We start from the raw sequence: 18529 nt of genomic DNA, 5'->3' as shown, positions 1-18529 counted from the left end.
CCTTCTGCCATCGATCCACCGACGCGGTCAGGCACCGGCTATCCCACGATCCGGGGCGTCGGAAAGCCGTGGTTCCCCGCTCTCGCCATTCTCCATGCCGGAGGGGTAGGTCGCGTAGAGCCGGAGGTCGACCTCCGTCAGCACGCTGCTCACCGACGCGGACCGTGATGAGGGGTTCGACACCTTGCGGATCTCCCGCATGGCTGCGCGCGCGGTCTCGACTTCCGTCCACCCCCATCGCAGCGTCAGGATCACGTGGTCCGCGAGCGCAACGAGAACCCGTGCCTCCGGATTGCCGAGCAGCGGCGCACCATCGATGACGATGCAGTCATAGCGGCGCCGCAGCGCCTCCAGCAGCGCGCGCATGCCTTCATCCGCCATCAGCAGCAGCGGATCGACCGGGCCGGCCGACAGCGGCAGGTAGTCGATGCCGAACTCGCCGTTGCGATGGATCGCGCTTTCCGCCGGCACGCCCTTCAGGACCTCCAGCGCACCCGGCCCGGTTGCGCCGCCGAGCAGGCGCCCCACTTCGGGCGATGGCAGGTCGAGGTCGATCACCAGGACCCGGCGCCGCAGCAGGGCGGCGTAGGACGCGAAGCTGACCGCAAGCGCGGTCTTGCCATCCTGGTTCGCGCTCGATGTGAACAGGATCACCTTCCCACCACGCTGGTCCGTCGGAAATCCCAGCACGGTCATGGTGACGGATCGGATGGCCCGCGTGTAGGGAGCGAAGGGCTCCAACGCCAGGGTACGCAGGGGCACGAGCGTTCCCGTGCGACGCACGCGTGGAATCACGCCGATGCAGCGCGCGCCCAATGCGGTTTCCGCCGTGCGTTCGGTGCGCAGCCGCCGGTCGATCCGCTCGAGCACGATCGCGAGCAGCCCGCCGCCGATGGCGCCCACCAGCAACGCCGGCGGCAGGAAGAAGATGGGATCGGGCGAACTCGGCTGGCTCGGTGCATTGGCCAGGGAGACGATCTTTGCCTCGGGCAGGATCGCGCCGTCGCGCAAATCCGCCTCCTGCTTCAGAAGCGATTCGAAGCTCTGTGCCGCGGCCCCCGCCTCGAGCCGCAATTCACGCAACCGCGCCTCCGCACTCCGCGCACCTGCGCTCGCCTCCTGAAGGACCGCAAGCCTGCGGACCAGGTACTGCACGCGCGATTCGAGGATCGCCGAATCGGCATTTCCCGCCGGCACGGGAACGGAGGCGGGCTGCGCGCCGACAGGCAGCCGCGCGGCGAATGCGACCGAGCCGTCCAGCGCTCCGAGCTGCCGGCTCGCCTGGAGCCCCGAGCTTGCGATCGCAAGCTGGCGGTTCGCCTCGGCGATCTGCGTATCGATCTGGTCGGCGCGGTCGGCGTCGGAGACACCATGCTCGACGCGGAACTGCGCCAGCGTCGCGGCGGCCCGGCCCAGATCCGCGCGCGCAAGCGCCATGCGACGCTGCACCGCTTCCCGCGCCTGTTCACGGCCGGCCATCTGAAGCTGGAAGTTGTGTTCAAGGAACAGCGCCGCGCAACGGTTGGCGATGGCCGCCGCGACATTTGGATCCGTCCAGGTGAAGGTCACGGACAGGATGCGCGACTGCCGTTCCTTGAAGGACCGCAGCCCGCGCTCCAGCTCCTTCAGCGTCGGCAGTTGCAGGTCATGCGAGGCACCCGCCGTGCCTGAATCGTCGGGCGCCGTACGACTCAGCACCGGATCCAGCATCGCGCCGACCTGATCCGCCAGGTCCGTCAGAAGCGGCCGGACAAAGCTCGCATCTTCGGGCTGGATTGGATCCTCGGCAAGGCTGGCATGCAGGCGCCGTATGTGGCTGGCCGTCGACAGAAGCTCGACCCAGGTCTGCACCGAGGCATCGTCGAACCGCGCGGCCCGAGCGGCCACCTGCTCGTCGAGCACGATCTGGACCTTCGCCGTGTAGACGGGCGATACCAGTGAACCGAGCGCCAGGCCGATGAGCCCCGTCGTGAGCATGCAGGCGCCCACGACCCGCCAGCGGCGGCGCAGGATGTTCAGGAGCAACACGATTGGCGGCGAGGCGCCGAAGCCATGGTTCATGCCGATACTTCCGTTCGCAAAGGAAGGAGCCGCAGACCCGATGCAGCGACGAGCCGATTGGCCTCCAGCAGGCAGGTCGCCACGCCGAACCAGAAGATCGGCTGGCGTACGACGTAGTGGAAGAACCCGAACGCAGTCAGGGCGCCGATCAGCGCCAGCATGCCGGCGAGCCGGGTGCGCCATGCGCCCAGTGCGGCGCAACCAACCAGCCAGAGGAAGGCCGCCAGTGCCACCAGGCCACCTTGGACGAAAAGGTCGAGGAAGGTGTTGTGGGCTTCGAACTTCTCGGGCGGCGGGCGCTTGTACGACTTGCTGGTCAACTGCGGCCCCGGGCCGAAGCCAATCAGTCCGGACTGGTAGCCGCGGTCCAGCGCCTCGATCCAGAGCTGCAGCCGCGTCTCGCCCTGCTCATTGTCGTTGTACAGGCTCGCCGAGGTATCCTCGATGCGCTCCAGCGCGGCGGCGGCGAAGGGTGCGAAGGCCGCGGCCGCAAGCGGTATCGAAAGAAGCGCGAACAGCACGGTGGCGCCGCGCAGCACCAGGCCGGAGCGGAGGGTGCGGAACCAGACGAAGGCGGTGAGTGCGACCCAGACCGAGGCGCCGATGAGAAGGGCAACCACATAGGAATCGCTTCGCGTAAGGACGCCGGCGAGCCCTGCCACCGCCGCACAGGCCAGGCCGCCAACGCGTTCCGTTGCCGATGGCGCGGTCTCCGCCAGGTGAAGCGCGACGAAGGTGAGAACCACCACGAAGAAGCCGAGCTGATTCGGATTCTCCGACCAGCCGCGGAAGCGGTCGTAGAACCAGTTGTCGACACCTGGCACCAGGTTCAGCCCGAAGCCGCTGATCAGCTGGATGGTCAGGATCGCCGTGCTCAGGCCCACGAAGATCCAGATGGCGCCTCTCCGCCGCCGCGCATCCTGCAGCTCCAGCATGAGCATCAGGCCGATCGCCATCATCAGGAGATAGGCGGTGATGTCGTGCAGCATGCCGCCGACGTCCTGGAACAGATCCCGCGCAAGGCCGCTCACGAGCGCGACCGAGAGCGCCAGTGCCAGGACCGTCCAGAATGTCATGAGACGTCCGAGGGCCTGATTGGCAGCAGGCCGCCCACCGACCAGTTGCGCCGTCGTCGCAAGCACAAGCCACGCGCTCAAAAACAGCTCGCCGGGGCCGAGCGGCAGTCCTGGCACGCGGAACTGCGTTGCTGTCGAGAGCGCAAGACCCAGGCCGAGCAGGATATCGCGGGGCAAGACGGTCCTCTCCAAGACGCTGCCGCAGGCATCGCAGACAGGCCAAGGGTCGCACCGTGGGTCCGTGTTCGTAAATCGCCTTCCGACCATCCTCTGGAGTAGGCAAGGGATTACCCCTTCGGAGAGCGTGGCGATGTCATGAAGGCATCGAACCGAAGGACGCTGGCCCAATGGGGGCATATCCTTCCTGACCGCTTACAGCGACCGCATTTGGCGCGAAGATCACGGCGTCGCCCGATGGTAGGCGGAACGCCACGAAACTCCTGAACGGAGCATGCGGTAATGAAGGCGGTCATTCAATGTGGCGGCAAAGGTACGCGTCTCCGGCCCTACACGATGGTGCTGCCCAAGCCGCTGATGCCAGTGGGCGCCAAGCCGGTGCTGGAGCTGCTGCTGAACTGGCTGCGTCGCAACAACATCCGCGACGTCTACATCACCACCGGCTACCTCGGGCATCTGATCAAGAGCTTCTGCCAGGATGGCGCGCAGTGGAACCTGCGGATTCGCTATACCGAGGAAAGGGAGCCCCTGGGGACCATTGGCCCGTTGTGCATGCTGAAGGAGGAGCTCGACGAGCCCTTCATGGTGATCAATGGCGACGTGCTCACCAACCTAAGTCTCGCCAGCTTCGCCGACTGCCATCGCCGGCAGGGTAACATCGTGACGGTCGCGACGTCGCTGCGCAGGACCAAGACGGATTTCGGCGTCATCGAGCAGACCAACGGGCGGATCACCAGCTTCAAGGAAAAGCCGGTGCTGACCAACCTGGTGAGCATGGGCGTCTACTGCATGGAACCGCAGGCGCTGTCCTACATCCCGGACGGCGTGCCGTTCGGCTTCGATGACCTGATCCTGTGCCTGCTGGCCGAGGGGGTGCGCACCGGGACCTTCCTGCATGACGGCCTCTGGCTCGACATCGGGCGTATCGAGGACTTCCAGACCGCACAGAACCTGGCCTGGGATGAACAGCCGCCGGCCTTCGAGGAAGTGGCGCTCGTCGCCTGAGCCAGCCGTCGCCGTCCACGGTGTCGGCAGGGTCGATTTGCACGGGAGGATACGCAGGTGTTGCTTGTAGCCCAGCCGGAGCTTGGCGACGCGGAGAAGCGCGCGCTGTGCGAGACGATCGACAGCGGATGGATCACGATGGGCGCGCGTGTGCGGCGGTTCGAGGAGAACTTCGCGGCGCGGCACGGCGCCGCCGATGCGGTTGCCGTCGGCTCCTGCACCGCCGCGCTGCACCTGATCCTGGCGGCGCTCGATATCGGGCCGGGCGATGAGGTGGTGGTGCCCTCCCTCACCTTCGTGGCCACCGCGAACAGCGTTCTGTACGTCGGGGCCACGCCGGTCTTCGCCGACATCGCGGCGCTGGACTACCCCATCCTTTCCGTCGCGGCTGTGGAAGCCAGGATCACCCCACGTACGCGCGCCGTCATCCTGGTGCACTTCGCCGGGCGCCTGGCCGATCGCGCCGCCTGGCAGGACCTCGCGGCGCGCCACGGCATTCACCTTGTCGAGGATGCGGCGCATGTGATCGGCATCGAGGGTGTCGGCACCTATGGCGCGGCGGCCGCATTCAGCTTCTACGGCAACAAGAACATGACGACGGCGGAGGGCGGCATGATCCTGTCCCGCTCGCCGGAACTGCTGGAGCGCACGCGGCGGCTGCGTGGCCACGGCATGACCAGCGGCACCTTCGAGCGCCTGAATGCGCGCACAGCGGATTACGACGTGACCATGCTCGGCTTCAACTACCGGATGGACGAACTGCGCGCCGCCATCGGCCTGGTCCAGTTGGAGCGGCTCGACGCCTGGAACGCCAAGCGACGGCTGCTGCGCGATGCCTACGCCGCGGCGCTCGCACGGGATTGCCCCAAGATCCTCATGCCCTTCATGGATGAAGGCGCCTCGGCGCACCACATCATGCCGGTCCTGCTGCCCAAGGGTCTGTCCCGCAAGGCCGTCTCGATCTTCCTGCGCGAGGCCGGCGTGCAGACCACGGTGCACTACCCGCCGGTCCACCACTTGTCCTTCTATCTCGACCGCTTTCCTGGCCTGAGCCTGCCCGTCACGGAGGAGTTCTGCGAGCGCGAGATCACGCTGCCGCTGCATCCGGCCATGGAGCTCGCGGATGTCACGACGGTCGTGACCGCCTTGGCCAGGGCCGTCCAGCTTCAGGGAGCGCTGACATGAACATCCAGCCTTTCCAGGCCAGGCGGAATTCCCTCGGAAGCCGCGCTCTCGACGTGGTCCTCGCCGGCCTCGGCATCCTGTTTCTCAGCCCGGTCCTGCTGCTGGTGACGCTGGCGATCCTGATCGAGAGTGGCCGGCCGATCTTCTTCGCGCAGACGCGCCTGGGGCAGGATGGGCGCCATTTCCGCCTGTTCAAGTTCCGCAAGTTCAAGAAGTGCGCGGTCGAGTCCGGGCGGCCATTGACGGTGCGGGGCGATGACCGGATGTCGCCGATCGGGCGGATCCTCGAGATCACCAAGCTCGATGAGCTGCCGCAGCTCTACAACATCCTCAAGGGCGAGATGTCGATCGTCGGGCCGAGGCCGGAAAGCCTCGCCTTCGCGGATTGCTTCGACGATGCGAATCGCGCCGTGCTGGCCTACCGGCCCGGCATCTTCGGGCCGAGCCAGGTGGCATTCCGCGACGAGGGTGCCCTTTATCCACCGGGCGCGGAGCCGGCCCGGCTGTACCGGCAGGTGCTGTTCCCGACCAAGGCGCAGCTCGACCTGGCCTATTACCCGAAGCGCACGCTGCTGTCCGACATCGGATGGATCCTGTGCGGCGTGCTGGCCGTGGTGGGCCTGTACAGGACACGGGGTGGACTTTCCCTGCCCGCCACCGGCCCATCCTCCGCCATGGGCGCGGCGGGATCGCGCGGTGAGCTCGGCAGGGCGCCCAGCTTCACCGTGCGGATCTAGGGAGCAGGGGCATGGACGAAGGCGCTGGGCGCGTGGCCACCGGCTACCAGGGCATCAATGTCCTGGTCACCGGTGCCGACGGCTTCATCGGCTCGCACCTCACCGAGCAGCTGGTTCGCAGCGGCGCGAACGTCACGGCACTCACCCTCTACAACTCCTTCGATTCACTCGGTTGGCTCGACGACCTTCCGCCGGCGATCCGGGAAAGCATCCACGCGGTGCGCGGCGACGTGCGCGATGCCGCGCTGATGCGGCGCCTCGCGGTGGGCAAGGACGTGGTGTTCCATCTGGCGGCGTTGATCGCCATTCCCTACTCCTACGCGGCGCCGCAATCCTACGTGGACACCAACGTGCTCGGCACGCTCAATGTGCTCGAGGCCGCGCGCAGCAACGACGTCCTGCGCGTCGTGCACACCTCGACGAGCGAGGTCTACGGCTCGGCACTCGTCTCGCCGATTGCGGAATCGCACCGGCTCCAGGGCCAGTCGCCCTACTCGGCGTCCAAGATCGGCGCCGACATGATGGCGGAAGCCTTCGCACGGTCGTTCGGCCTGCCGGTGGCCATCCTGCGGCCCTTCAACACCTTCGGCCCCCGTCAGAGCGAACGGGCGGTGATCGCGACGTTGTTGCGCCAGGCGCTCGATCCGAAGGTGGCGACCATTCGCGTCGGTGACCTCTCGACGGTCAGGGACTTCACCTTCGTCGGCGACACGGTAGCCGCCTTCCTGGCGATCGGGAGCGCGCCCCAGGTGGAGTTCGGCAGCGCCTACAATGCGGGAAGCGGTGTCGCGGTGACGATCGGCGAGATCGCGCAACGGGTCATCGAGGTCACCGGAAGCAGCAAGCCGATCGAGACCGACGCGGAGCGGATGCGCCCGGAGCGTTCCGAGGTGCGGGAGCTTCTGGCCGATGCGAGTCGTTTCTCGGCTGCCACGGGTTGGCATCCGCGGGTTGACCTGCGTGAGGGACTGGCGCGGACGGCGGCGTGGTGGCGCCGCCGGCTGGAGGAGGGGCGGGTGCGCCGTGAACGCGACTACGTCACCTGAGCGTATGCGTGGCATGGCCTTACGCCAGACGGCGCCAAGTCGGGCGCGAGCCGGAGGTGGTGGAGTGATTGCAGGACCAAGGCATTGGTACCAGGGGCCGGCTGCGGATGCGCAGGAATCCGCCCTGACCGGCGCCGGCTTCCGGCGGATGATGCGGGCGGCAAGCTGCGCCGCGGCGATGCTCTGCCTTGTGCATCTGCCGGCGCAGGCCGCGGCCTATCGGTTGCAGCCCGGCGACGTGATCGAGGTGTCCGTGGCAGGCTGGCCGGAACTGCTGCGGCGCGTCGCGGTGCAGCTCGATGGCAGCCTGCCGATACCCCTGGCGGGCCGCGTCGCTGCCGCCGGCGCGACACTCGCCGAGGTCGAGGCGCGCATCCAGACAGCGCTCGCCAGCCGCCCGCTGCGGACCTACCTGGCGGATGGCCGGGAATTGCTGCGCTTCGTGGACCGGGAGCAGATCTCGGCGTCCATCGCGGAATACCGGCCGGTTTCCATCACAGGAAATGTCGCGCGGCCCGGCGAGCAGCCGTTCCGCCCCGGCATGACGGTGCGCCACGTGATGGCGGCGGCCGGCGGGTTCACCCTGCTGCGGCCCGAGGTCGGCACGCATGGCGAGGCGGCGCAGCTGCGCGGTGAATTCGGCACCGTCTGGATCGCCCTCGCGGCGGAACTGGCGCGCGCGTGGCGCCTGAAGGCGGAACTGGGCGACGATGCTGAATTCGATCGCGCGAGCCTGCCGCCCGCACCGGTCGCCGACCGCGTGCTGGAACAGCTGCTGACGCGGGAGGCCGAGTATCGCAGCAACCGTGCCGCCGACCACGAGCGGGAGAAGAGCTACCTGCTCAATGCCGCGGCGGAAGCCGGGCGCCAGATCGAGTCCCTGACCGCGCAGCAGGAGCGCGAGGAGGAGGGCGTCGAGGCGGATACCGCGGAGTTGCAGCGGACGACGCAGCTGCTCGCCCGCGGCATGGTCACGCAATCCCGCGCCACGGATGCGCGGCGGGTCCTGCTGTTCTCCTCGACCCGGGCCCTGCAGACCTCGGCGCAGCTGGTCTCCGTGCGGCGGCAGCGCGCGGAGTTGCTGCGGGACTTCGAACGCGCCGATGATCGTCGCCGTATCCGCCTGCTGGCGGAGTTGCAGGAGGCGGTTCCGAAGGTGGCGACCGCGCGCGCCCGGCTCGAGAGCATCGAGGAGAGACTGCGGTTGCTGGGTGTCGCGGTTCCGACCAGCGAGCCGGGCGAATTGACGATCACGCTGGTGCGCGCCGGCACCGGTGGCGCTGCCCTGGTCAGGGCCGACTGGGAAACCGAGCTGCAGCCTGGCGACATCGTCGATCTCGGGCGGGGTGGCGGTGCGCCGCCGCTGGCTGGGGTCGTCGCCGGCACGCGGCCCGCGCTGCCGGCGAACAGCCGCACGCCGGAGGCCTCCGCACCTCGCCCGGAAGCACGGATCCTGCCTGCTTCGGACCTGGCTGAGTCCGAGCGCGCCAGGCTTGCGGCAGGCTTGCGGCGATGAGCGCGCGGCCGCGTCGCATCGCCCCGGGAGGCGACATGGCGCGCCGTCCAGGCAGCAGGCTGGGGAGGCGGGAGATTGGCCGAGCTCCGTGACCATGAGGCGGAGCACGTCACGGCCGTCCTGCACCGCCGGGCGCGGCAGGATGCCGCGGGGCGTGCAGGGCCCGTCGTCGTCGAATTGTTCGGGCCGGCGGCCGCTGGCAAGACGACCTTTGCGCAGGCCCTGCGCCGGGCGCTGGAGGCGACGGGCCATCGCGCCGAGGTCGTGTCCAGCGCCCGGCCCGCCGAGCATGAGGCGTCGCGACCGGGATCTGCGCTCGAACGCATGGTGGTCGCGCCGTTGAGCCGCGCAACGAAGATCTTCGGCGCGGTAGGGGAGTTGCGCTCCGGCGATCCGGTCGGGGTGGGGCTGCTGGCGCTGTTTCCGCCACGTGCACCCATCGTGCATCTCCGCAGCCGGCGCTACCTCTCGCGCCTGCACCGGACGCTGTCGGCGCATCGGGCCCCCGGCAGCATCGTCATCCTGGACCAGGGCTACCTCTCCGCGACCTGCTCCCTCGCGGCGCGTTCCGGGCGCGCGGGTCGTGCCGAGGACGGGCTGGGCGCCGCGCTGGATCTGGTTCCGCCCGCCGACCTGGTGGTGTGGGTGGAAACCCCGCGGGAGATCGTGCAGGCGCGGCTCCGCGAACGCCTGGCACGGCAGTCGGCGGCCGAGCGGCTGTTCGAACTGGACCTCGCCACCCTTGCGGAACAGGCGCGGCTGACGGAGTCGTTGCGCCGCCTGATGCCGCGGCGGGGACGGGCGGTGCTGCGGGTCGAGGGGCTGCCAGGGCCAGGCCGCGACCAGGACGTGCTGCGCATCGCCGCGGCGGTGCGCGCACACGTCCGACCGGCCATGACGGAGGGAGCGACGCCGTGAGCGGGAAGCTGATGGCCGGGCCGATGCTGCTGCGCCGGGGCATCCCGGACCGGCTCCTGCGCGTCCGCGCCTCCGGCCTCGCCAAGGCCAGCGGCGGGTCGCTGGCCGTGCTCGTTGCCGGCGCGGGGCTGAGCTATGTCGCGCAGGTCGTGACCGCACGGCTGATCGGGCCGGCCAGCTTTGGCGTCTACGCCTATGTCCTGGCCTGGACGACCCTGCTGGCCTACGCGGCGACGCTGGGCTTCCGCGTTTCGCTGCTGCGGCTGCTGCCGACCTATCGGGCGACGGGGAACTGGTCCCACGCCCGAGGCCTTGCCCACTTCTCGGCGTGGACCACGGCGGTTTCGGCCTGCTGCGTCGCGGCCGCCGGCATCGCGCTGGTGCTGCTGCTGCAGGGCACCGCATCGGAACAGGCCCGGACCTTCCTGATCGGCCTCTGCGTGGTGCCGCTGGTGGCACTCCAGCTGATCCTGGCCACCTCCGTGCGCGCCTGGGGCGGTGTCGTCGCCGCGCTGGTTCCCGAGCGCATCCTGCGGGACGGCGTTGCGGTGGCGGTGCTGGTCCTGGTGCTGGCGGCCGGCTGGATGGCGCCCGGCGCGCCGGCCGCGGCGGTGGCCTTCCTGGCAGGCGGGGCCTGCGCCCTGGTCGCCAGTTGGCTGATGCTGCGCCGCCGGCGGCCGGGCGAACTCGCCGCCGCCGCGCCGACGCTGACGCCGGGCGAGTGGCTGCGTCCGACGCTGCCGCTGACGGTGCTGATGCTGGCGGATGTGCTGATGGGCCGGGCCGGCACCATGGTCCTTGGTTCGATCGGCGCGATGCATGAGGCCGGGATCTTCGCCGTCGCCTACAGCCTGTCGCTGCTGGCCGCGCTGCCCCGGATGGCGATCGCATCGGCCTTCGCGCCAACCGTGGCCGACCTGCATGCGCGGGGCGAGCGGCAGCGCCTGCAGGCGCTGTGCACGCGGGCCGCTCGGCTGTCGCTGGCCGCCACGCTGCTGGCCGCGCTGCCGCTGATGGCGGCGGCGGGGCCGCTGCTGTCGCTGTTCGGGCCGGCCTTCGCGCCTGGCGCGCCCGCGGTCGTCGTTCTGGTGCTGGCCCAGCTTTTTGCCGCGGCCTGTGGACCGCAGCAGCATCTGCTGACGATGACGGGCCACGAGGTTGCGGCGGCGTCCAGCCTGGCCGCGGCGGTCGCGGCGGCCTTCGTGTTCGCCCTGCTGCTCGTCGGCCCGCTGGGTCTGCTCGGCGTCGCGCTGGCTTCGGCGGGCAGCCTGGTCGGATGGAACCTGTTCATCCTGGTGTTCGCGTGGCGCCGGCTCGGCCTCCGGCCCGGGCTGGCCTTGCCGATGGGGAAGGCGGAGGTCGAGCGATGAACGTGCAGAGCGTCGTCACCGTGGCGGATGCGGCGGAGGACCCGGTGACGGACGCGCCGGGGGTGCTTCCGCGGCCGCTCCGCCTGCTGCGCGCCGCGCTCGACCAGCGCGGCATCCGCTACTGCCACTGGAAAAGCAACATCCGCCTCGCGCGGGCGCTCACCGGCATGGAAGATGTCGACCTGCTGGTGCACCGGGAGGATGCCGTGGCGTTCCAGGCGGCGCTGGCGGAGGCGGGGTTCCGGCGTACGGGATCGCGCGCGGGCCTCGGCCATCCCGGCGTCTTCCACGCCGTGGCGCTCGATGAAGCGAGCGGCGGCCTCATCCACCTGCATGCCTACCTGCAGATCGTCGGCGGCGACAGCCTGGTGAAGAGCTACCGCCTGCCGGTCGAGCCGATGCTGCTGACCGGATGCCGCCGGCTGCATGGCTGGCCGGTTCCGACGCCCGAGGCGGAACTCGCGGTCTTCGTGCTGCGCGTGGCGCTGAAGCATGCCGACCCGGTCGAGGCCGTGATGGCGAATCGCGGCTACGGCGCCACGGTCGAGGAACTGGCCTGGCTGCGCGACCAGGCCGATGAGGCGCGCGCCATCGACCTGTTCGCGGGCCTGGTGCCTGGCGCCGGGGCGGAGCTGTTCGGGCGGCTCGTCGAGGCGATCGGCGACCGACGCGCACTCCTGCAGCGCATGCGCCTCGGGGTGCACCTCGCCTGGACCATGCGGGGCCTGCGCAGGCTCGGCCGCATCGCCGAGCTGCGGTCCCGGCTGCACCGGGTGGCGGCAGCCCTGGAGCGCCGCATCTCGGGGCGTCGGGACCTGGTGCTGGAAACCGGCGGCACCATCGTGGCGCTGGTAGGCCCGAAGGCCACGGGCAAGTCCACGCTGGGCGATGGCATCGCTGAGAGCCTGTCCGGGCAGCTCGACGTCATCCGGATCCATGCCGGAAAGCCACCGGCGACGCTGCTGTCCGCGGCCCCGCGGATGCTGCTGCCCCTGGCTCGGCGCATGTTCCCGGGCGACCGGCCAAGCGCCTATGACAGCATGGAGAAGCGCCGCGGGCGCGGCCATTCGCTGCTGTACGTGCTGCGCATGACCCTTCTGGCCCATGACCGGCGCGCGCTGCTGCAACGCAGCCGGCGGGCCGCCGCCGCCGGCGCCATCGTGGTGAGCGACCGCTACCCCTCGGCCACCGAGGGCGCAATCGACAGCAGCTGCTTCGACGCGGCGACCATCGCCGCATGCGGGTCGCCGCTCAAGCGCTGGCTGATGCGCCAGGAGCACAGGCTGCACGCCACGCTGCCGCGACCCGGCCTCGTGCTGCGCCTCGAGGCGCCGATGGAAACGGCGATCCGGCGCGATGCCGAGCGCTCGAAGCCCGAAGGGCCGGATGCCGCGGCGGTGGTCCGGCGCTGGCAATTGGAGACGCAGGCGGAGTTTCCGGGAACGCCCGTGGTCCGCCTGCGCACCGACGTGCCGCTTCGGGATTCGCTGCGCCGAGCGGTCACGGAGGTCTGGGCGCGTCTCTAGCCAACTGCTGTAGATTTCCACCGCGGGCGGTGAAGGCGATGCGTCGTTGCGGTGAAGCCAGGTCCTGCCGGTCAGGGTGCCATCCCCGGTCGGACCAGCCCGTGGCGCAACATGCCGATGATCCGCGTTTTGCCCCGGTCGCGGATTCCTGCTCTATAGCCCGACATCGGGAGGCAACACCTCGACGACAACCAGATCCTGATGGAGTGGCTGCTAGGCTTGCGCCATAAACCTGACCTCCTCCACCCGGCGCCGATCCGGGGCGCGCTGACCCGGCGGCGCAACCTGCCGCCGGCGCCACCGGATACGCGGGCTCGGCGATGAAGCGCGAGCCGGTGCTGATCCGCTCCCTGCGCCTGGAGCCACCGCCCGAAGGCGCCTGGTACCGCATCTTCTTTGCGATGGACGGGCTGGAGGATGCCACCGTTCCCTATGTGACGCTGCACGATGCCGCCGGAACCTCCCTGTGCGGCAACCTGTACCTGCACGCGCTGCCCTCGCGGGATTCCGGGCGGGAGGCGCAGGCGATGGTCTGGTATGTCCCTGGCGAAATTCGCGAGGCCCGTCTTTCGGCCCTGGGTCCTGCCGCCGGACTGCGTGCGGAAGCGTTCGTGTTGCAGCCGCTGGGCCGCGTCGCGGCCGCAATCCGGCTGTTGCGCCAGGCCCCGCGGCGCGACGTCGCGCGCCTGGCACGCATGGCGCTGACCCGCCCGCGCAACCTGCGCCGGGAACTGCGGCACGTGCTGGCGCTGGCCGCGAACAGGTCGCAGGAGTCCCGTCACTCCTACGCGACATGGATCGCATTGTTCGACCAATGGCCCGCGTCGGATTTTCCGGTGAACGCCGCATTGCCGCGCATCACCTACATCGTGCTGGCACAGGATTCGCAATCGCCCGCGCTGGCCGCGACGCTGGCGTCTCTCGCGGCGCAGCCGACGCGCCCGGGCCATGCGGTCCTGCATCCCGGCGCACTGCTGCGGCCCGTCATCGCGGGGCTGGACGCCGCTGTCATCGGCATCCTCCAGGCCGGTGAGATGCTGCCGCCGCATGCGACGCAACTGTGCGCACAGAGGTTCGGCGCGGCGGAGATCGCGTTTGCCGACGAGGATGACATGGCGCTGGACGGCACGCGCCATGCCCCGCGCTTCAAGCCACGCCCGAACCTGGCGCTGATGCTGTCCGGCACCCTGTCGCGTGGCCTTTGGCTGGTTCGGCGCGATACGCTCCTGCGGCATGCGCCGGAGGTGGCGGAGACGGCGGAGGCGCTGCGCCTTGCCACCTGGCTCGCCCGCTACCGCGCCGATCCGCGGCCGTTCAGCCAGCGAATCCCATACATCCTGGCGCATCGCCGCCCGGATGCGGAGCCGGCGGCACCCGAGGCGCTGGCGGAGATTGTATCGCGGCACCTGCAGGGCGGCGGTCCCGCCATCACGCCGATCGCCAGCGTGCCGCTGCGCTTCCAACTTGCGCCCGACACGCGCAAAGAACGCGTCACGGCGATCGTGCCGTCCACGCTGCGGGCGCGGCACTCGCAGGCCTGCATCAGCGCCATCCTGGACGGAACGGATCATGCAGGCTTCGAACTGCATGTGGTGGTGATGCAGCCTGGTCCGCTGGATGCCCGCCAGCGCGCGGCGGCGGAGGCGCTTGGCCGCCATCCGAATGCGACGGTCAGCTGGCTCAAGGCGCCGAGCTTCAACTTCTCCACCGCCAATAATCACGTCGCGGCGCGAACGCAGGGCGACCACATCCTGCTGCTGAACGACGACGTCACCCCCATCAGGCGCGACTGGCTGCGCTGGATGTGCGCCTTCCTGCACGACCCGCAGGTGGGAATGGTGGGTGCGCGACTGCTGTATCCGGATGGCAGCGTGCAGCACGGCGGCATCATCATGGGCCTCTCGGGCCTGTGCGAGCACGCGCATCGCCACCTGCCGGGAAACGATCCCGGCTACATGTCGCGTGCGGTTCTGGCGCAGGAGCTTTCGGCCGTCACCGCCGCCTGCATGCTGGTGCGCCGCAACCTGTTCGAGCTGGTCGGGGGTCTCGACGAACGTTATCCCAGCGCCTTCAACGACGTGGATTTCGCGCTGCGGGTGGGCGAAACCGGGCACGGCATCGTCTACGCGCCGCAGGCCGAGTTGCATCATCATGAACTTCTGACCTACGGCAACCACTATTCGGGCGACCGCGCCGCGTTCCAGGCCGCGGAAAGCCGCAGGGTGCGGCAGCGCTGGGCCGCGGTCTGCGCGGAGGATCCGTTCCACAGCCCCAACCTCAGCCTGGCGCTTGGGCATGAATGGCGACCTGCATTCCCCCCGCGCGCCATGTCCGACGCGGGGCATGGTTCAGACGGAACCTGAAGGATGTCCTGGTTTTGAATGGTGTCGCGTTCAAGCTTGACACAGACTGAAGGAAGACAGGGCGCAGCTGGCGCGCGCTCGCCCTGAAATCAGTCGAAGGTCAACGAGATGACGGCCACCCGTAAACTCAACATTCCTGCGGACTATCCCTTCCAGACCCTGAACCGCACGCTTTCCCCGCGTGACACGATGCATGCCGATAGCGACGCGCATTATCTCTCCGTTGGACTCTCGGCAATCTCGATTCTTGAACTCGCTCTCGGCGAAGCCGAACCCCGGAAGATCCTGGACCTGCCATGCGGCTTCGGGCGCGTCACACGGGTTCTGCGCGCGCGCTTTCCGAATGCCTCCATAACGGCGTGCGATCTCGATCGCGAAGGGGTGGATTTTTGCACCGCGCAATTCCAGGCCGACGCCGCCGTCTCGGTGAAGGATTTCAGCCAGCTTCAGCTCGGTGAGCAGCACGACCTGATATGGGTGGGATCGCTCATTACCCATCTTCCTCCGCTGCAGACCCGGATGTTTCTGGCGGCGATGCGGCGGCACATGACGGGCGATGCCAGGCTTGTCGTGTCATCGCACGGACCAAGCATAATCCCCCGCCTGCGTGCGCAAGGGTACGGGCTTGATACCGAAACGGCCACGGCGCTGATCGATGAGTTCGAGAACACCGGATTCGGCTATCGCGATTACCGTACCGGCGGCAAGGAGTATGGCGTTGCGCTGACGAACGAGCATTACGGAATTTCGTTGACGAATGAAGCGTGGTTTCGCAGAAACCTTCCGGATTGCGGCCTGCGCATTGTAAGCTACATCCCGCGCATATGGGACGACCATCATGACATCGTCGTGGCGAGGTTGAGCGGACCTGGATGACGTTTGTCCTGGCGGCCAGGTCGCCGGGGCGATGTCTCCGGGGCCTGGTCGGCATGAGCCGACCCGGCACATCGCGCGACGCTCCGGATGCGCACATGGTCCCGGCGCTGCTGCCTTCGCGGATTGACCCACCCATTGCGCGTGAGCGGCCGCTCAGGTGTTCGCGACCAGGACCTGGTGAACGCAAAGGGCGGTATCGGCCAGCGTGCGATCAGTAGGGTAGCTCGTGGATATCGACGTCACCAGATCCCGCAGCGGGTTTCCCGACCAAGCCGCGCGCAGCCGAAGTTCCGACGAGCAAATGCGCCAGCGGTCAAGGAGGAAGGCGGGCGCCACCTGCGGGAGGTCGAGGCATTCAGGTTTCAGGGACTGCCGCCGCTGCGCGGGAAGGATCACGTCCCCCCACCAGGCAACAGGCACCTCCTCGACGCCGCCAACAGCGAGTGCATCGCCCGTTTCGACCAGCCTGTCGTGCAGCCTGCGATAGGCACCGGGATGCATCAACTGCCCGATCTCGACGCAGCCGAGGTAGCGCCCCTCGACCCGCTCCAGGCCCAGGTTGAGGAGCGGTACGCCGAGACCATGGGGTTCGGGAAGATGCCAGTTGTGCAAGCGCACGGCCATCTCCGGGCAGAGATCCCGGATTGGCTGCGTGGCACTGCGCACGGCCCGCAACTCCGCGACGGAAAACCGCGGCAGGCAGAGATGGATACAGAGTGGCCTGAGGCCGGAGGCCACGGCGCCATGCGCGTCGGACGCGGCCCCGAGAAGCGCGAAGACGCCTTGCTCCAGCCTCGGCAGATCGACCAGGTCCTCGAATACGAGAAGGACGTCGAGGCCGCCTCCCGGCGCCGCGGTCGTCATGCGTTGCCCTCCTCCAGTTCCAGGGAGAAATCGGCCAGGTGCCGCCATTCCGCGGGCACCGCGGGGCAGGCATCCTCCGGCAGCTCAAGGCCCGTGTCCTTGAGAAGCCGGGCGAAATGGGCTTGCGCAGCAGCACTCCCCCATTTCACGGCGAGACGGTAGCCGTTCGCCGCCTCGTCGTTGCCCGCAGGGCCGGGCCGAAGATCGATGAAGAGGGCACGCGGGCAGCGCAGCAGCGGATGGCCCATGGCGGCAGCGCGCCACGAAAGATCCACGCGCGCATGGGCGCCGGTCAGATTTTCGTCGAACCCATCACAGGCCTCGAAGGCATCGCGGGCGAATGCCATGACCGGGTTGCCAATCCGGTTCACGCGAAAGCTGCCATCGGCAAGCGCGTCGATGGATGTCGCGGGGAATTGGGCTGCCTCGAGCAAGGCACGGCCGCAGGAAGCCTCGTGCATCTCGACCAGCGCCGCAATGCTCCCCGCATGCAGGTAGCCTGGTGCGGCAACGAGGATGGCAGCATGGGCGCCCGCTGCGAAGGCGTGCCGCAGCGCGCCGTTCCAGGCGGCCGGGTCGTCCCTCGGCGACCGATCCGCGAGCGGCGTTGCGCTGATGACGTCGCCCTCCAGGTCCCGCGGCAGGCGCTTGACAGCCTGCCGGGCACATCGCGCGAGGGCCTCGCCCGCCGGTCCCGCCTCGGCAACTATGATGGCCAGCCGTCCGGCCTTCTGGATGGCGCATCCGGTTCCGAGCGCCCTGGCCCAGTCGATGCGAGGCAGGCGGCGTGGGCTGGGATAAGCGAACTGCGACGGCGGATCGACAGGATGGTCCTTCCTGTTTCTTGCCGGATCAGCAAGTCGGATGCGGCGCCGCGCCAGGAACAGCTTCAGTGCGTCCTGCCCGGTGATCGCCGTGACGCCATGCTCGTCATGCAGGGCTCCGCGGGTGGCGATCTTCATCCAGCCATAATCCGCCTTCTCGCAGACGTGGAAATACAGTCGCTCGATCGCATGGGCGAGTGTGCCGTCCGTCTGGGCGGCTTCCTCGGGGAAATCGTCGAAGCCAAGGTCCAGGTCGATGAGGGGGAGAAGCGACGCACTTCGTGCCCAGAACATCGAGCCGGAAGGAAAGTCGATTGGATCGTCGTCCGAGATCACGAGACCGATCCGCTCCGCCAGCGCCCTGCCGGCTTCGAAATTCGCACCCCAGCCGATCCAGGGACGCAGCATGTCGATGTGCTGCGGAGCCAGCATGCCGAGCCAGGGCGCGCTGCGGAATGTCTCGAAGATGCTGCGTACGATTTCCGGCGACCCGAGCAGGCTTCCCAGGATGTAGCCGCGCCACCCGGCCAGCCGGCTTTCGTGCGAGGAGAGCTTCGTGTGAAGGTGCAGCACGTACTCGTAGCGACGGTGAACCACCGAGAACCCAACCAGCTTCGGCGCGACGTCACGCCCGCGATTCGGAAACACCCGCACCTCAACGCGTCCGGTGTGCCAGGCCGCAAACTCCTGCTCGATCCTTGCACGCTTGACCTCCGTATCCGTGCTGATGAACAGGTCGGCCGGGAAGGGGATGTTCCCCAGGTGGAGGCGGAACTCATCGAGAAGCTCGAGATGGAACGCATGCAGGATGACGGCGATGCTGGGTGGCGGCGAAGTCTCCGGCGGCGCATAGCCCAGCGGCAGCTCGAGACTATATGGCTGTAGAAGCGGGTCGGGAGATCGCTTCCGGAACAGGATCTCCGCGGCAGCATTGTCCCAAGCCTGCAGCAATGATCTGGCTTCCGTTGCCTGCGCGAGGCCCATG

At 68.8% G+C, this 18529-nt stretch carries 14 protein-coding genes; 10 read left to right on the top strand and 4 right to left on the bottom strand.

Going from position 1 to position 18529, the window contains the following annotated elements; all coding sequences use genetic code 11:
• Positions 1-27: 27 nt before the first annotated feature.
• The gene (locus tag ACFHPP_RS10050) at positions 28-2061 is read right to left on the bottom strand and encodes a GumC family protein (protein WP_437163133.1); all 2034 of its coding nucleotides are present in this window, start codon (positions 2059-2061) and stop codon (positions 28-30) included.
• Positions 2058-3314, bottom strand: coding sequence for an O-antigen ligase family protein (locus ACFHPP_RS10045; RefSeq protein ID WP_437163132.1), 1257 nt, complete (start codon positions 3312-3314; stop codon positions 2058-2060). The genes ACFHPP_RS10050 and ACFHPP_RS10045 overlap by 4 nt, the downstream gene beginning before the upstream one ends.
• Positions 3315-3596: 282 nt before the next feature.
• On the opposite strand from ACFHPP_RS10045, the gene ACFHPP_RS10040 reads away from it, so the two are divergent.
• The 10 genes from ACFHPP_RS10040 (at position 3597) to ACFHPP_RS09995 (ending at position 15856) form a co-directional block, all read left to right on the top strand.
• Positions 3597-4319, top strand: coding sequence for a nucleotidyltransferase family protein (locus ACFHPP_RS10040; RefSeq protein ID WP_437163131.1), 723 nt, complete (start codon positions 3597-3599; stop codon positions 4317-4319).
• A 57-nt stretch (positions 4320-4376) separates the two neighbouring features.
• A complete protein-coding gene (locus ACFHPP_RS10035) occupies positions 4377-5504 on the top strand; it encodes a DegT/DnrJ/EryC1/StrS family aminotransferase (RefSeq protein ID WP_437163130.1) in 1128 nt (375 codons plus the stop codon).
• Positions 5501-6241 (top strand): sugar transferase, encoded by a 741-nt coding sequence (locus ACFHPP_RS10030; protein WP_437163129.1) that lies wholly within the window; start codon positions 5501-5503, stop codon positions 6239-6241. Before ACFHPP_RS10035 ends, ACFHPP_RS10030 begins: the two co-directional genes overlap by 4 nt.
• An 11-nt stretch (positions 6242-6252) precedes the next feature.
• Entirely contained in the window at positions 6253-7287 is a 1035-nt protein-coding gene (locus ACFHPP_RS10025) for an SDR family NAD(P)-dependent oxidoreductase (protein WP_437163128.1), read from the top strand.
• 64 nt (positions 7288-7351) lie between these two features.
• Positions 7352-8803 (top strand): polysaccharide biosynthesis/export family protein, encoded by a 1452-nt coding sequence (locus ACFHPP_RS10020; protein ID WP_437163127.1) that lies wholly within the window; start codon positions 7352-7354, stop codon positions 8801-8803.
• 75 nt (positions 8804-8878) lie between these two features.
• Positions 8879-9721 (top strand): hypothetical protein, encoded by an 843-nt coding sequence (locus ACFHPP_RS10015; protein ID WP_437163126.1) that lies wholly within the window; start codon positions 8879-8881, stop codon positions 9719-9721.
• Positions 9718-11091 (top strand): lipopolysaccharide biosynthesis protein, encoded by a 1374-nt coding sequence (locus tag ACFHPP_RS10010; protein WP_437163125.1) that lies wholly within the window; start codon positions 9718-9720, stop codon positions 11089-11091. The genes ACFHPP_RS10015 and ACFHPP_RS10010 overlap by 4 nt, the downstream gene beginning before the upstream one ends.
• On the top strand, positions 11088-12617 hold the full coding sequence (locus ACFHPP_RS10005; protein WP_437163124.1) for a hypothetical protein: 1530 nt from the start codon (positions 11088-11090) through the stop codon (positions 12615-12617). The genes ACFHPP_RS10010 and ACFHPP_RS10005 overlap by 4 nt, the downstream gene beginning before the upstream one ends.
• A gap of 320 nt (positions 12618-12937) precedes the next feature.
• Positions 12938-14980: a glycosyltransferase gene (locus ACFHPP_RS10000; RefSeq protein ID WP_437163123.1), complete on the top strand. Its 2043-nt coding sequence runs from the start codon at positions 12938-12940 to the stop codon at positions 14978-14980.
• Between the two features lie 108 nt (positions 14981-15088).
• Positions 15089-15856 (top strand): class I SAM-dependent methyltransferase, encoded by a 768-nt coding sequence (locus ACFHPP_RS09995; protein ID WP_437163122.1) that lies wholly within the window; start codon positions 15089-15091, stop codon positions 15854-15856.
• A 153-nt stretch (positions 15857-16009) separates the two neighbouring features.
• On the opposite strand, the gene ACFHPP_RS09990 is transcribed toward ACFHPP_RS09995, so the two are convergent.
• Entirely contained in the window at positions 16010-16720 is a 711-nt protein-coding gene (locus tag ACFHPP_RS09990) for a hypothetical protein (protein ID WP_437163121.1), read from the bottom strand.
• Complete coding sequence (locus tag ACFHPP_RS09985) at positions 16717-18528, bottom strand: rhamnan synthesis F family protein (RefSeq protein ID WP_437163120.1); 1812 nt, start codon at positions 18526-18528, stop codon at positions 16717-16719. The genes ACFHPP_RS09990 and ACFHPP_RS09985 overlap by 4 nt, the downstream gene beginning before the upstream one ends.
• Between the last annotated feature and the right edge of the window lies 1 nt (position 18529).

It is taken from the genome of Falsiroseomonas sp. E2-1-a20 (assembly GCF_051433195.1).
Classification (GTDB): domain Bacteria; phylum Pseudomonadota; class Alphaproteobacteria; order Acetobacterales; family Acetobacteraceae; genus Falsiroseomonas.
This window is presented reverse-complemented; position numbering and strand designations above follow the sequence as displayed.

Coding starts and splice junctions, on each gene's coding strand:
- ACFHPP_RS10050 (WP_437163133.1), bottom strand. CDS start 2,061: ATGAACCATGGCTTCGGCGCCTCGCCGCCAATCGTGTTGCTCCTGAAC.
- ACFHPP_RS10040 (WP_437163131.1), top strand. CDS start 3,597: ATGAAGGCGGTCATTCAATGTGGCGGCAAAGGTACGCGTCTCCGGCCC.
- ACFHPP_RS10030 (WP_437163129.1), top strand. CDS start 5,501: ATGAACATCCAGCCTTTCCAGGCCAGGCGGAATTCCCTCGGAAGCCGC.
- ACFHPP_RS10025 (WP_437163128.1), top strand. CDS start 6,253: ATGGACGAAGGCGCTGGGCGCGTGGCCACCGGCTACCAGGGCATCAAT.
- ACFHPP_RS10005 (WP_437163124.1), top strand. CDS start 11,088: ATGAACGTGCAGAGCGTCGTCACCGTGGCGGATGCGGCGGAGGACCCG.
- ACFHPP_RS10000 (WP_437163123.1), top strand. CDS start 12,938: ATGAAGCGCGAGCCGGTGCTGATCCGCTCCCTGCGCCTGGAGCCACCG.
- ACFHPP_RS09995 (WP_437163122.1), top strand. CDS start 15,089: ATGACGGCCACCCGTAAACTCAACATTCCTGCGGACTATCCCTTCCAG.
- ACFHPP_RS09990 (WP_437163121.1), bottom strand. CDS start 16,720: ATGACGACCGCGGCGCCGGGAGGCGGCCTCGACGTCCTTCTCGTATTC.
- ACFHPP_RS09985 (WP_437163120.1), bottom strand. CDS start 18,528: ATGGGCCTCGCGCAGGCAACGGAAGCCAGATCATTGCTGCAGGCTTGG.